This is a genomic window from Halobacteriovorax sp. JY17 (genome assembly GCF_002753895.1).
In the GTDB taxonomy this organism is placed as follows: Bacteria; Bdellovibrionota; Bacteriovoracia; order Bacteriovoracales; family Bacteriovoracaceae; genus Halobacteriovorax.
On sequence record NZ_NJER01000002.1, the window covers coordinates 826,575 to 839,972 of the forward strand.

The 13,398-nt window shown below is 37.5% G+C and carries 14 protein-coding genes and 1 other RNA gene; 9 read left to right on the top strand and 6 right to left on the bottom strand.

Annotation, left to right across the window (positions count from 1 at the left end; translation table 11 throughout):
* Positions 1–190: 190 nt before the first annotated feature.
* Together CES88_RS12195 and CES88_RS12200 are read left to right on the top strand one after the other, a co-directional pair.
* Complete coding sequence (locus CES88_RS12195; RefSeq protein ID WP_290734730.1) at positions 191–685, top strand: hypothetical protein; 495 nt, start codon at positions 191–193, stop codon at positions 683–685.
* 85 nt (positions 686–770) lie between these two features.
* The gene (locus CES88_RS12200) at positions 771–1,349 is read left to right on the top strand and encodes an Hsp20/alpha crystallin family protein (RefSeq protein ID WP_290734732.1); all 579 of its coding nucleotides are present in this window, start codon (positions 771–773) and stop codon (positions 1,347–1,349) included.
* 82 nt (positions 1,350–1,431) lie between these two features.
* Here the strand turns inward: CES88_RS12200 and CES88_RS12205 are convergent, their stop codons facing one another.
* Positions 1,432–1,569 (bottom strand): hypothetical protein, encoded by a 138-nt coding sequence (locus CES88_RS12205; RefSeq protein WP_290734734.1) that lies wholly within the window; start codon positions 1,567–1,569, stop codon positions 1,432–1,434.
* Between the two features lie 304 nt (positions 1,570–1,873).
* On the opposite strand from CES88_RS12205, the gene CES88_RS12210 reads away from it, so the two are divergent.
* From CES88_RS12210 to CES88_RS12225, 4 genes are all read left to right on the top strand, one after another.
* On the top strand, positions 1,874–3,220 hold the full coding sequence (locus CES88_RS12210; RefSeq protein WP_290734736.1) for an MATE family efflux transporter: 1,347 nt from the start codon (positions 1,874–1,876) through the stop codon (positions 3,218–3,220).
* A 108-nt stretch (positions 3,221–3,328) separates the two neighbouring features.
* Positions 3,329–5,014, top strand: coding sequence for a trypsin-like serine protease (locus tag CES88_RS12215; protein ID WP_290734738.1), 1,686 nt, complete (start codon positions 3,329–3,331; stop codon positions 5,012–5,014).
* Complete coding sequence (locus CES88_RS12220; RefSeq protein WP_290734740.1) at positions 4,989–5,744, top strand: siderophore-interacting protein; 756 nt, start codon at positions 4,989–4,991, stop codon at positions 5,742–5,744. The genes CES88_RS12215 and CES88_RS12220 overlap by 26 nt, the downstream gene beginning before the upstream one ends.
* A 111-nt stretch (positions 5,745–5,855) precedes the next feature.
* Complete coding sequence (locus tag CES88_RS12225) at positions 5,856–6,917, top strand: hypothetical protein (protein WP_290734742.1); 1,062 nt, start codon at positions 5,856–5,858, stop codon at positions 6,915–6,917.
* A gap of 13 nt (positions 6,918–6,930) precedes the next feature.
* Here the strand turns inward: CES88_RS12225 and CES88_RS12230 are convergent, their stop codons facing one another.
* The 4 genes from CES88_RS12230 to CES88_RS12245 all read right to left on the bottom strand — a co-directional run bounded on the left by CES88_RS12230 (position 6,931) and on the right by CES88_RS12245 (position 9,653).
* Positions 6,931–7,428 carry a GrpB family protein gene (locus tag CES88_RS12230; protein WP_290734743.1) on the bottom strand — a complete coding sequence of 166 codons (498 nt, stop codon included), beginning with the start codon at positions 7,426–7,428 and terminating at the stop codon, positions 6,931–6,933.
* On the bottom strand, positions 7,429–8,721 hold the full coding sequence (locus CES88_RS12235) for a hypothetical protein (protein ID WP_290734745.1): 1,293 nt from the start codon (positions 8,719–8,721) through the stop codon (positions 7,429–7,431).
* 37 nt (positions 8,722–8,758) lie between these two features.
* A complete protein-coding gene (locus tag CES88_RS12240; RefSeq protein ID WP_290734747.1) occupies positions 8,759–9,184 on the bottom strand; it encodes a hypothetical protein in 426 nt (141 codons plus the stop codon).
* A gap of 70 nt (positions 9,185–9,254) precedes the next feature.
* Positions 9,255–9,653 carry a DUF1304 domain-containing protein gene (locus tag CES88_RS12245; RefSeq protein ID WP_290734749.1) on the bottom strand — a complete coding sequence of 133 codons (399 nt, stop codon included), beginning with the start codon at positions 9,651–9,653 and terminating at the stop codon, positions 9,255–9,257.
* A gap of 178 nt (positions 9,654–9,831) precedes the next feature.
* On the opposite strand from CES88_RS12245, the gene CES88_RS12250 reads away from it, so the two are divergent.
* From CES88_RS12250 to ssrA, 3 genes are all read left to right on the top strand, one after another.
* Complete coding sequence (locus tag CES88_RS12250; protein ID WP_290734751.1) at positions 9,832–10,974, top strand: hypothetical protein; 1,143 nt, start codon at positions 9,832–9,834, stop codon at positions 10,972–10,974.
* Between the two features lies 1 nt (position 10,975).
* Positions 10,976–11,269 carry a hypothetical protein gene (locus CES88_RS12255; RefSeq protein ID WP_290734753.1) on the top strand — a complete coding sequence of 98 codons (294 nt, stop codon included), beginning with the start codon at positions 10,976–10,978 and terminating at the stop codon, positions 11,267–11,269.
* A gap of 68 nt (positions 11,270–11,337) precedes the next feature.
* Positions 11,338–11,718, top strand: a transfer-messenger RNA (tmRNA) gene (gene ssrA / locus CES88_RS12260).
* Here ssrA and CES88_RS12265 read toward each other — a convergent pair.
* Positions 11,671–13,371, bottom strand: a complete 1,701-nt coding sequence (locus tag CES88_RS12265; protein ID WP_290734755.1) for a recombinase family protein — start codon at positions 13,369–13,371, stop codon at positions 11,671–11,673. The genes ssrA and CES88_RS12265 overlap by 48 nt on opposite strands.
* Between the last annotated feature and the right edge of the window lie 27 nt (positions 13,372–13,398).

The following is a 13,398-nucleotide window of genomic DNA, read 5'->3' on the forward strand; positions in this document are numbered from 1 at the left end:
ATTAAAATTCACAAGATGTTTAACAAATGTTTCACAAGTTGTGAAATGGTTATGTAGTAATTATATAAGTTCGAATAAACAGGTAGTTACTTATTCAATATTGAAAAATTAGATAAGTTTCAGATATTTATTGCCATTGACGGCTGGGTGCGGCGTGGATAAGTTTCTTAAAAATAAATAGGAGATCACCGTGAAGATAAAGTTCTTAATACTTCTTTGTGCCATTTTAGCTTGCTTTAATTCGTCAGCTTCAATTGGAAAGGACGACTTAATTGGCGCAGTAAAGGGACGCTATATTCTCCAGACTAATGAAGTGGGAGAGATTCACTTCCTAATTCGCTCAACTGGAAAGCTTCAAGTTATAAAGTCTGATTGGTATAATCTAAATGAGTCTAGTGATGATTACCCTGCAAAGATGACAATAGAGCAAGGTGATAATGGGCTTCTTAGAGGAATGCCTGTGGCCCATCTCATTTTTTCAGAAGGTGCAGACGAGCAGGCCATAGACTGTCATCTCTTACTTACTGCTGAGCAGGGGTGGGACGGAGAAGGGTTAACGATAAGATTACTCTCTTCGTTTGCACTTGAAAATGATGGACCAAATGAAATTGCTTCGGTTCTCTCAACGAAGTTGACGCTTTTGAAGTATAGCGTTTCAGCAAAGAAATTCATTCCTGTTAAATAATTAAAAACCTTCTGCAAAGAAGGTTTTTTTTTGCTCGTAAAAGTTATAAAATACATCAGTAGTAATTCTTCGCCGGAGGTCTTTTATGAAAAATAAAATGGGCTATATATTATCCTTCATTCTTGGAGCAATCTTTGCTTACTCTATAACCTATAGTGTTCTTACTAACTCTATTAAAGAAGAGCGTACGGAGATGGTTAAATTAAGAAAGGAAATTGAGAAGTTAAATCACGGATTTAATATTCCAAATCCATTTGCTGGGTTTGATAAGAAGTTTGACTCTATAAAGAAGCAATTTGATCAAGAGGTAGAGAAAGAGGAAGAAGATAGTTCTTTCTTTGGTGGATTGGCCAAAGGGTTTGGAGCTCTAACTGCAAGTATGGCAGGAGGAGAAATTACGGAAAGAGAAGATGATAAATTCTACTACTTTGATATTGAAGTAGGAAGTTCTGAAAAAAATGAAATTAATGTAAAAGTAGAAGATGGTCACCTTATTGTTGATGGAACTATTGTGAGCGAAGATAATTCTGGAAGTGTAACAAGTTCTTTTAGATCATCATTTAATCAAATGAGACTTTTGCCAACAAATGTAGATCAAGGAAATTTTAAAATGGATCAAGATAAAGAAAAGGGTATTCTTACTATTAAATTTACCAAAATCTGAAAGGAAGGGGAGAGAGACCTTCCTTCCAGATCGGTAATAAATTACTTAGCTATAAAAGCATCAGTATTTCTTATATAATTCATCAATCTTTACTTAACTCTCTGGGCTCTGAAGCCTGAGTGTTCACAGGTACTGGCGAGAGTGAAACCTGAGCTTCCTGAATCATTTTCTTCAAGGCGTCCAAGTTATTCTCTAAATAATTTAATATTGCTTTCATCATTTTCTTTTTCCTTTGCTGTCATCGAAGCGAATTGAGTTGTTGTTAAGGCGGTACAAAACTCAGTTCAAGCACGAAGCTTAGTTTTCCCTTGGAGCGTGTGGAAGGAATTCTCCTCCGATCATCTCATCAAGGGATTCATTGATGACAGCGCTTTTAAATAAAATATCTTCATCAACTTTTAAGCAGGGGGCTCCTTATCAAAAGCTAAATCTAGTATATGAAAGAAGTTTAGAGGGAGTGTTATGTCTAAGTGATTCATTTGTTAAGATTGTGCAAACTTCTAAAGGGGTGCTATAAGTAATTTATGAAAGCACAGTTGACGCAAGGGGATATCCCGAAGCAATTGGTCTCGCTCGCAGGGCCAATGATCTTTGGTGTATTTTCAATCATTATATTTAATCTCGTAGATACTTACTTTATTGGGAAACTTGGGCATAGAGAACTTGCAGCAGCAGCGTTCACATTTCCTATTCCATTAATTGTTGGAGCTGTTGCCTTTGGTGTTGGAATTGCTGCGACTTCATTTGTTTCTATGGCCTTGGGTTCTGGGCGATCAGATGAAGTGTCGAGATATGCTACAGATAGTATCTCTATGGTTGTTATTCTTGGAATCATTTTAATGATTCTAGGTAAGCTCACCATTAAACCTTTGTTTCTCTTTATGGGAGCACCTGAAGATTTAATTCCACTTATCGCTGAGTATATGGATGTGTGGTATCTTTCTATTCCTTTGATTGTTGTTCCTATGACTGGAAATAGCGTTATCCGTGCAATGGGAAATACAAAATTTCCTGCAATGATTATGTGTGTTGCAGGAGTGGCTAACTTTATCTTTGATCCACTTCTTATTTTTGGAATAGGTCCCTTTCCTGAGATGGGATTAAAAGGCGCTGCTGTTGCTACCGCAATTTCTCGCTTCTTCACTTTGATCGCAGCGACATATGTACTAAGAAAGAAGTATAATGTTCTCACCAGTCCTTTTATTCCAATGAGACGCTTACTTGATAATTGGAGAAAGATTACACAGGTAGCCTTTCCCGCTTTTTTAAATAATTTAGTTAATCCAATTGCGATGTTTGTTCTTACAAAATTAGTGGCCTCACACGGAGAAATTGTTGTTGCGGGCTTTGGAGTGGGAACAAGAATAGAATCTCTCTTTGCCATTGTCTTAATTGGAATTGCTGCTTCTCTTTCTCCTTTTGTTGGACAAAACTATGGAGCAAAGAAGTATAGTAGAATAAGAACAGCTCTTTCTATGGCCAATAAATATTCTTCTATTTGGATTTTTATTTGCGGAGTTCTCCTTATGTTCTTTGCTGAAAACCTTGTTTCTATTTTTAATGAAAATCCAAAAGTTATTGAAGTCGCAAGTACTTACTTAAAGATAATGATCTTCTCTATAATCGGCCTTGCTCTTATGCAAAACTCTGTGGCCACTCATAACTCTATTGGAAAGTCGAAGGTCTCTCTTTTGATAAATATTCTCAGAATCCTCGTTATTCATATTCCTTTGGCGATAGTTCTTAGTAATATGTACTCCTACGAAGGAATTTATTGGGCCGGCTTTGTGGCCAATATCCTTGGTGGATTGATTGGTTCTGCCTTTCTTGTGAAGCTCTTTAGAAAGTTTCCACAAGAGGATGGAGTCTAACCCCTTTAAATCACATATTTCCCAATGAAGGATTTGTGCAAAAAATACAGCCTTTAGTGAAGTTTTTTCTGAAACTGTTATAGTGCCTCAAACCCATTTGGAGCCCTTGTGCGCATAATTCTATTTCTCACATTCTCAACTCTCTTGGCCTCTTGTAGTGGCAAGAAAGAGCAGTTGGATGCTGTAAAAGAAAAGAAGATTTCTTCTAAGATTTATGGTGGGCAAAGAGTTGTTGAAAATAAATGGAAGAGTGTCGTCTCAATTTCAAAATTAAATTTCAAAGGTGAAATCGGAAATAGTTTCTGCACAGGAACTCTAATTGATGAGAAAACTGTTCTAAGTGCAGCTCACTGCTTTTCAAGAGTGAAAGAGTACTATATGAGAAGTGCTGCCATAACGAGAGAAGACATTGATTCAAAGAAGAGAACCTACACTAAAATAAAGAATATTCGACTTCACCCTAACTATACAGGAAAGGATTCGGCCTTTGATTTTGCTCTCATTGATTTAGAGAAGAGCGCCGGGGTTGATGCAGCAGACATCACAGCTCTTAGCTCTGCTAAGGATATTCTCGAAGGGGAAGAAGTCGAACTCGTTGGTTTTGGGAAAATTGAAGATGGAAGTAACGGAATTAAATTCGAAGTAAGAACGAAAGTTCGAGAAGACTTAGATGTTGAATTCACTGCCGGTGGTAATGGAAAAGACACTTGCTCCGGAGACTCTGGAGGACCTGTCTTTACAAAGAATAAACGTGGTGAGTACGAGTTCTTTGGAGTTACATCTAGAACTCCTGATGATGCTAATGCCTTCTGTGGTGATAAAACTATTTACGGAAAAGTTTCAGTTGCAATGAATTGGGTTAAGGCGGAGAAACTTATCGATCTTGCTCTAGAGGAAAACTCACTTGAATCAATTGCTCTTTTAAAGAAAGCAAAAATAGTTTTTCCAAAGTACTTCAAGCTCTACACACTCTTAGGAGAGTTTTACTTAAAGTTTGAAATGTTTGATAAGGCCATTGCAAATCTATCAGTGGCAAATAACTTTAAAATTGATGATTTTAAAACAATTGATCTTCTAAGAGAGACTTATTCAAGGATGGGAAATGTTGATGCAGAAGTTCTCACTTTAAAGAGATTGCTAACTCTAGATCCAAATAATGAAAAATATTTTGAGAGACTAGACTTTTTTGGTGAGACAGATCTGGCTGAAGTATACAGAGGAATAGGGCGATTTAAAAAAGGTGATATAGAGCTTGCAAAACTCGACCTAGAACTCCATATGGGGGATCCTATGGCCGCATTTATAATGGCCTTTAGCGAATTTAAAATGAGTAACTTTGAAGAGTCAAAGAAGATTCTATCGGATCTTTCTGATGAGGATATTATCGCTATAAACTTTAGAGATAAGAGGGGAGATACATTCCTACTCGCCGCTGTTTATGAGGGGAGAGAAGAGCTTGTGTCAGAGCTACTGCGTTTTAAACCAGATCTCTCTGTTAGAGATGTTTATGGAAATAATCTCGCAGAAGTTGCTTGGTGGGCAAAGAATTTTCATATGATTAAACTGCTTAGAGGCCTTGGCGTTGCATGGAATCCAAACGATTACTTTCTCCAGTTCACTTATTTCATTAAAGGTGAAAAATTAGACGACGTTAGATTTATGCTAGAAATGGGAATAGATTTAAGTTTAGTCGGGCCAAAGGGAGAAACTGCTATTAATCTTGCTAGAGAAACTAAGAATCAAGAATTAATCGAGCTAGTAGAATCTTATGGAAAAGAAGAAAAGAGTCATTAATAGAAGTACAATATTAGAAACAAGTCTTATCACTCCCAATCTTAGACGAATCCTAGTCGACATTTCAAAATTTGAACACATCGACTTAAAAGACCGTGGTGGCTATATTAAACTTAGCGTTTTAAATGAAGAAGGCGAGGAAGTTCTAAGAAGTATTTCTGTTTCAACTGTAGATACTGAGAAGAAAACCATGTCCTTGGACTTTGTTCATCATGGAGGGCTTGGCCCTGGGGCGAAGTTTGCAAGAGAGGCAAAAGTTGGAGGAGAGATTTCTTTCTACGGTCCAGGACCAAGAAGGGACGTCGAGCAGTCTTTAGAGGAATTCATTTTCATAGGGGATATGACGGCATTTCCGGCGATTAAGGTTCAACTTGAGCTTATGATTGAAAATGATATTAAAAGTCCTGTAGAGGTTATTCTAGAGGCCAAGAGTAGTGAAGACTTTGAGTACTTTGAACATCTCACTCATAGAGAGAATTTTAATTTTAAATTTATCGAAGGAAACTTCACAGCACTTGAACTTTTAAATGGTTTTAAAGAAATGGCTTTAAGCTCTGAAAAGTCTAAGTCTCTCTGGTGTGCAGGAGAGAGGCTGGCCATCAATGAGGTGAGAACTTACTTAAAAGATCACCCTCAAATATCTTTTATAGATAAATACACTAGTAGTTATTGGCAATGCGGACTGACTCAGAATGAGCACTCACAATTAAAGAAAACAGATATTAGTTAATTGCTTTAACTGTTTGAATTTTAAGCCTTTTTCTCCTGTCTAAAGATGTGACAGCTAGAGTAATTAATTCAGTCTACCCCTTGGAAATGAGTTTCTATTCTATTGTTAGGAATGAGAAAATTTCTAGCTTTGACATCTTTATTATCAATTACTCTTGGAGCGCCTAGCTTTGGAGCCGAGATTGATTCTTATCGAAATGCTTCACATATTCAAAGTAGTTCAAAATTCTTAGATAAGAAAGTAAACGGGTGGTTGATCAGTGCTGTGTCAGAGTTGAATGAGCAAGAAGTCGCTTGTCCAGTTGATACTGAATCTGCAGAAGAAGTCTATGACATCGTTAAATCTCAAATGGCGAGTCCTTTTATTGGACATTCAATCGCAGTGGATCTCGATGAATCTCTGCCTGCTGAAATGATTAGAAGAACAGGCTTTGATTACTCTGTTTACGCGGGAATAAATTGGCTTGAAGGAGTCTCTCTCAATTTAAAAGGACTGCTAGGTTTAATGAACCTTAGTGGAAAAAGAGTGGGAGTCGATAAGATCGGTCATTTCTTTGTGGAAGGATTTGGATTCTTTAGACGCGCTTATATTAAGAAAGGCGGAAGTGTTGCCTCTGCTATTAGATGGGGAAAGTTTACGGAGAGGTCTTACTTTGGTCTTACGACGACTGGGGTTTTCTCAAATGCTGACCTAGTGGCAAATTTCAATGGAATGCGCTTTTGGAATATGCTCTTTCTCTTTTCTAAAGACCCTGCTTTTTTAAGAGAAGATAAGAAAGGCTATAGCAGAGAGCCGTTTCTTAAGTGTGAAGACTCTAAGTGGAAATTAAATAAGTCATTTGGAATTAGAATGTTCTTAGATGATAGTTGGGATGAGAGTCTAAACTGTAATTACTATGATTCTGAAAAAATCAAAGAAGAAGTTGTTCATGCGGAGGCTTCAAATATTGGATATAGAGAGCTAAAGGAAAGCGATGGACTTGTGTGCCCAAGGATTTCTAGAAGTTGTTTTCAAGAAAAGTATAAGTATGGAGAGTTCGCTGAGGATCTCTTACACGCATCTTGTTTTGATAAGAGTAAAGAATATAGAGTAAATCCAAACCATTATGATTTTGGACAATTTCCATTTCTTTATAAATATGAAGTCTCAGAGAATCTAGATTCTATTTTTTAGAGAAGGACTCTAATTACAGGCCTTCTAAGATAATTTCAATGAGTGAAGATTTCTTTTCTTGGTAAGATTTAGCATCAGCAGAGAATTCAAGCTTACTCGCCTCAAACCTCTTGGCCGCATCTTCATTCTTCTTAAGGTAGTCTCTAAAGTCCAGACAATCATCAATTCTTGGATCACCTTTCTCGTAGATATAGACTCGACTAAGAATAACATCATCATCTTTAGTTCTTCTCTCAAAGATGAGTCGCTCTAAGCCTGCTTCTTCTTTTAGAGGGCTTAGACCAAGCTTTAGGAATTCATCTTCAAAGTAGCTAATACCATCTAGTGTGTGAGCGATACAGAGAACGTCAAGAGTCGGCACTGCAGAGATCTTCGCAATAGAGGTCGAACCAATATGATGAATATCAATGCAATTACTTCTTAGAACTTTTTCTAGAACCTTACATTCTTTTAGGAAGAAATCCTTATACATTGGAGTATAAGGAAGGAATTGAATTTTACTTTGTGTCACTTAGAGTCCGTCTTTACATGTTTTCATTGTCGCATCAGCATTTTCATCGAAGCATACATGGATATGATTATCATGACCACCCATATGAGTTGCTTTCGTATTTCTTTTTATGACGGGATCATTGAAGTAAATAGGTGAGCCACCTGCTTTTTCTAATAGCTTAATAAATCTCTCTGACTTATCTCTAGAATATCTCTTCCAACCGTGCTTGAGACCATTGGTCGTATCATCGTCATTTGCTCTAAATGGTCTAAGGTCAATACATTCTCCCGAGCCGTGTGTGCTATGACTTCTCCAAGATTTTGGATGATAGAGGTCTCCGAACATGGCCTTACAGCCTGGTTTAGAACATTCTTTTTGCCACTTCTTTAGAACTTGTGTGAAAGCACAGAGAGCGTTAGGTTTTAAGTAAGCATCTGAGTTGGCCTTATCATCACCTCTATAGTGAATACTTCCAAAAGGTCCCGCGCCATTACTGTCGATTGGAACTTTTACAAGTTCTTTCCTTCTCTCTATTGGAGTACTACCACGCCATTCTTGATGAGAGGGAATCATTTCAAGGTCCGCTATTTTAAAGTTTGGGTTATCTTCATTGAAGTTTGTAAGAATACTTCTAAAAGCATTTAATTGATCATCTTTTATAGGAAGGGCACCTTCAAAGAAGTTACACTCTCTAAAGTTTACATAATTTGATGTGAGTTCATTACTATCGTCATCAATTACAGTCATCTCGTACTTAGAGAAACAGCTTTCGCCCCCTCCGCCTGGAAGCTCTTCGTCGGGGATACAGCAGTTATTCACTTTAAACTTATCGCCTTCCATCTTTAATTTAATATAGTAATTTCTCTTTGAATCAATACCTGGAGTATCGTAGAGAGGGGAGTCTTTTTCAACAGCGAATGTATACTTATCAGTAGAGCGCAAGCTGACAATACTCATCCAGCCTTTATCATTTTTTTTAACACGAGTTTGTCTTCCTGTTCCAAGGGCAACACTTTTAATATTATCGTATGAGCGTCCTTTGGTATTATTCTTAAGGGCATTTTCTGATTTATCAGATGGAACGCTTAGAACTTTTACAGGTACTCTTCCGTTTTCTGAGCCTTCAAATTGTTCGTAGACTTCTGGGTCGATGAAGACGATTGATCCTCTTGGAATATACTTATCTTTTATATTGGCATTTTCAAGGTTTCGAAAATTTTCATACATTTTATCACCTTGTCTATACTCATCACTGACGTAGAAAGGTGGATAGTCGACAAGGTCCTCTTGGCATTCGTAGTGTATCGCCATGGACGAGTTTATGAGAATGAAAAATGTAATTAAGAGTTTAGTCGCCACCGGTAATTTCCATGTTGTAGGTACAAATTTTCTTTTTATTCTTATATAAACTGATTTGAATTTTTCCACCGTTGTATGAGTGGGCCTCATCAAACCATTTCATTAATTTTATGTCTGCGATGTGATCGCTGCCGATCTTCGCTTCTAAGGTCTTGGAGTAGTTCGCGCCCTTATGATCTTTTCCAGTATAGGTGAACTTCATAAGATCACCGTCCTTAAATTTTAGGCGACCAAATTCTCCGTCATGAATGGAAAGAGATTTTGGTAACTTGGACCACTTGGTTACGGGAATAGCTTCTTTCCCTACGAAGTTCATACCACTTAGCTCCCCTAAAATTTCAGAGGGATTGCAGGGTTCAGCGGCGTGAACATCCAACAAAAGTAGGCAAAATATCGAAAATAGTAACGCTCTCACGAAGAGCTCATCGGTATATTGTCGGCCATTCTTTAGAGAGTAACCGACTGAAAATGAGTAATTCAGTTTTTTAGTTGAAAATATTGTGAAGGTGGCCCGAAATCGTGTCTTTGTAGTTCCAAGTGAGATAGAGGGCGACGATGGCCGGAGCGGCCTGAACAAAGAAGATCTTCTTAGAAACTGTGAGCGCTCCATAGGAACCAGCAATAATCACACAAAGAAGAAAGAAGACTTGAAACTCAAAGCCTAGGTTGCCACCTTTATAGAGACCGTAGAAGAGACCCGCACTTAGAAAGCCATTATAAAGACCTTGATTGGCCGCCAAAATTTTAGTGGTCTTGGCCTTTTCTAAATTATTACCAAAGACTTTTAGTCCAAGTGGTTTATCCCACTGAAACATTTCGAGGTAGAGAAAGTAGAGGTGAAGTAGAGCCACTGCTCCTGTGAAAATCTTAGCTGTTAAAATCATAAATCCATCCTTATTTATTAAATTATAACCTATTTAAAGAATCATGACATCGCAGTGTATTTCTAGTTTTTAGTGTTCTGATTGCAGAGCAAATAATTCTAAGTCCTTGAAATTTAGAATGAAAGTTTTGGCATCTCTATTGCTTTAGGTAAGTGATCAATTAGAAAAAGGAAATAATATGAAATTAAGAATCTTACTTTTTACTCTCTTATTAACAAGTGGCGTATCGGCTGATTTTAGTACAACTTCTCTCGACGACTTTATTGAATTTAGCTCTTCTAGAACTAATTTGAAAAAAGAAATAGGAGAGCTAAAATCATTTACGTTAGATGCTAAGATTGAAAAAGAATTAATTTCTAAAAGTATAAAACAGATAGCTTTAGTGATTAATCATACTTCTAAAGGAGAGATTTCCTTTAGAGATGCTTACCGAGAAATAAAGTCTAGCGTTAAAAAATTTGGAGTACATGACGGACTACTAACTCCTTCTTTAAATTTGATCGATTCGTATATTGTGAATGGGCGAAGAGATCTTGTGGGAAATATGGGGCCGATTATTTCAACTTTAAATCCAAGAATAAGTAACCTTTTAGAGACTCATTTAAGTATTTCAAAGGAATTTGATGAAGAAGATGAGTTACAAGAAAAATTGAGCTTAGTTGATACTGTGGACTTTAGTGATTTGAATCCAATAGGTGAGTTTTCTCATAGTTTTGGACTTACTAATTCTGTAAATTCAGATTTACTTGAGGATGAAATTAATATTTTTGGAACACAGGAAGTTACTTCTCTAAACGTAAATATTAGGGGGCCAAGAGAATTCGAAGGAGATGATGACTCCGACATTGATATATTTGCTGACCCTTCTGGGCGAGGTCCAATTATGGGAGAGAGAGTTGCCAGTGGAAACTCTTGCATGAGAGGTTGTATTGGAGGATTTGTTGGAGGTGGATTTGCTGGAATACCTGGAGGGCTTCCTGGAATTGTTTTTGGTGGAATTGGTGGGGGAATCGCTGGTTGCGCTTCTTCATGTGGAAATGATTCTCCGGGGGATACTCCTCCTAGGTCAACTCCAGAGGTAAATGACCCGCCTGAAAACGATCCTCCTACAACAGTAGAGCCTCCAAGTGATGATGTTCCTGAGGATGAAAATCCTGGCGACGAAACTCCAAAGGATGATGAGCCAGATAGTGATGACCCTAATGATGATGACGATAATAATGATTCAATTTTTACAAATAGTTTTGATTATAGAGAACATGCTTCTATGATAAATGTTAGAATTAGAAATAATATTAGATTTATAGGAAGGGGATTATAAAGTGAATAAACATATATTAATAACATCATTACTTTTGAGTTTATATGGAGCGGCCATTGGATACTTTCTAGGGAATCCTGTAAATCAGGCCATTGCAAGCTTTGTGGGATTCTTTGTGGCAGGACTAGTTTTTTCAAAAATGACGAAGAGAGTTTTTGAATTCCCTCTCGAGGTTATCGTGATGATAGTCCTATTTCCCGCCGGACTGTTTCTTGGTTACTCAAGCCTAATGATCTTCAATATTCTCCTGATTATTACTATTCAGGTCGTAGTGAAGCATTTTGCAAGAAAGTAAGCACTGTAGATCTTAAAATAGACTTGAATCTCTATTTATGATAAATTGTAGCTTCGCATAATTTCTGTGGGGGTGCCCTGGTTTCGACGGGTTTCTGGAAGTTTTGTGGGCGTGCCCAGGCTGGTGTCCAAAATGGTCCTGGTAAAAAGGAGACCAAACCATAATTGCTGAATCTAACGATTACGCTATGCCAATGGCTGCTTAATAAGCAAAACCATAAAGCATGAGGGTCTTGCACCGATAACAAAAAGCAAGAAACCTTGTTAAGTCGGCAAATAAAAACGGGCTTGATGGAACTGCCATGCAAACCATCTAAAAAAACAATTGGGGTTTGCTGAGGTCGCGTATTTCAGACAGTCTTGTCTACTGACGATAACTGTAGACTACGCACGTAGTCCGCTCTATAGAAAGAAATTCGGACGCGGGTTCGATTCCCGCCACCTCCACCACATGTGACGCCCCTTCGATTCAGCTAGCCAATTGAAGGGTTTTTGGTAATAAAATTCAATACTTCCATCCTTTAGAACTCGGTTCGATGAGACAATTTCAACTAACTTTCGTTTTACCTCAGGAGAGGCATTTTTATAAATGTTTTCAGTATGTTGCGCTAGTTCGATGAGATTGATGCCCTCTTCAATATATTCGTCCTTTTGAGAGTTTATTGATTCAATTTCTGATAGAATTTCATCCTTTTCACCCATCCATAACTCATGCTTCTTTCGCCACATATCCTCTGGGATACTACCATTGAGCTTATCTTCATAAGACTTATCGATATAACTCTCAAGCATCTTTTGACGTCTTTGAAGGACACTCAGTTTGACTGAGTGATCTTCTGAGTTATCTTTATGCTGAGAAAGAAGGATTTCTTGCATCCAGAGTACTTGATCCATTTCAAATGCTAGAGGCTTGAATATCTCCTCAAAAAGCTCTTCTATTTGAGTTTGTGAGTAGTTCACATTACGCCCAGCAACCTCTTTCATATATGCTTTGTTTTTTTGACTACATTTACGAGTAGTATTTGAGCAGTGATAGTAATAGTACTCTTTACGAGTTCCATCTTTGAGTAGCTTTCTCTTGGGTTCTGCTGTGACTTTGCACCCACACACTTCATCTGTTTCTCTACCGGTATTATCTAGAATAAATCCTCCACATGAAATCATTCCTAAGTAATGTAAGCTCTTGGTAGAAGTCTTCAGTCTTTCATGTCCATTAATCTTGTCTTGTACTGACTTCCAAAGATTAAATGAAACAATGGGAGGTTGATGTTCAGGATGAGATTTCAACACTTTCCCCATGTATTCAAATTCACCATAGTAAAATCTCTTTCTTAGAAGACGATAGAGAGACTTATGGCCAGAAGGGGATTCTGTCATTGGAAACATAGTCTTCAGCTCCTTCCAGAGAGAAGGACCTGAATAGTTACCAGTAGAGAAAAGCTGAAATGCTGTTGAAATGAACTCAGCCTCTTCTTCCTGTATTTTAAAAATACTAAGTCCGCCGGCTAATCTCTGATTTCTATATCCATAAGGAGCCTTTCCTGGAAATAATCCCATGGAGAGTCGCCCCCTCGTGCCGTCAAAAACATTCTTTTTGTGGTCTTCAATAAATTTAGCGTTGAGGTTATTAAAGATGTCCCATCTAAGCCAATCATCAAATGGGGAGTTTGCGTGCAAAGTTAGGTTATCTCTTACACAGTGAAGAGTTACATCATGTAGTTTAATTAGCATCTCTATTTCTCTCGCAGATTCTCTATTTCTGTTGGATCTAGATTGATGAGAAAAGATGATATGTTTTATGGGGTGCTTAGACTCTTGAGAGTCTCTCACAGCATTGGTCATTTCGTGAAAGTTCTTTCTTGCATGATGTTTGGAAGCTGTTTCAGCGACATCCCATTCCTTTACTATTGATAGCTTGTGAGATGAAGCATAATTTCTAATCCTTGCCATTTGAGCATCATCAGATTGACCTTGGTCTTTCTGTTCCTTTGTACTAACTCTACCCATTGCTACAGCTTTTTTAGACTTAGTAGAGACGAGATCTTTTTTTTCATTAAAGAGATCACACTCACTCAGATTGTTTATTAATTCTTTTGTATACATAGTTTTTACCTTCTTTAATGGATAGCT

What these genes read in the sequence shown, in the direction of transcription:
- CES88_RS12250 (WP_290734751.1), top strand. Translation starts at nt 9,832, where the DNA reads ATGAAATTAAGAATCTTACTTTTTACTCTCTTATTAACAAGTGGCGTA.
- CES88_RS12265 (WP_290734755.1), bottom strand. Translation starts at nt 13,371, where the DNA reads ATGTATACAAAAGAATTAATAAACAATCTGAGTGAGTGTGATCTCTTT.
- CES88_RS12235 (WP_290734745.1), bottom strand. Translation starts at nt 8,721, where the DNA reads ATGGCGATACACTACGAATGCCAAGAGGACCTTGTCGACTATCCACCT.
- CES88_RS12210 (WP_290734736.1), top strand. Translation starts at nt 1,874, where the DNA reads ATGAAAGCACAGTTGACGCAAGGGGATATCCCGAAGCAATTGGTCTCG.
- CES88_RS12225 (WP_290734742.1), top strand. Translation starts at nt 5,856, where the DNA reads ATGAGAAAATTTCTAGCTTTGACATCTTTATTATCAATTACTCTTGGA.
- CES88_RS12220 (WP_290734740.1), top strand. Translation starts at nt 4,989, where the DNA reads ATGGAAAAGAAGAAAAGAGTCATTAATAGAAGTACAATATTAGAAACA.
- CES88_RS12200 (WP_290734732.1), top strand. Translation starts at nt 771, where the DNA reads ATGAAAAATAAAATGGGCTATATATTATCCTTCATTCTTGGAGCAATC.
- CES88_RS12245 (WP_290734749.1), bottom strand. Translation starts at nt 9,653, where the DNA reads ATGATTTTAACAGCTAAGATTTTCACAGGAGCAGTGGCTCTACTTCAC.
- CES88_RS12205 (WP_290734734.1), bottom strand. Translation starts at nt 1,569, where the DNA reads ATGATGAAAGCAATATTAAATTATTTAGAGAATAACTTGGACGCCTTG.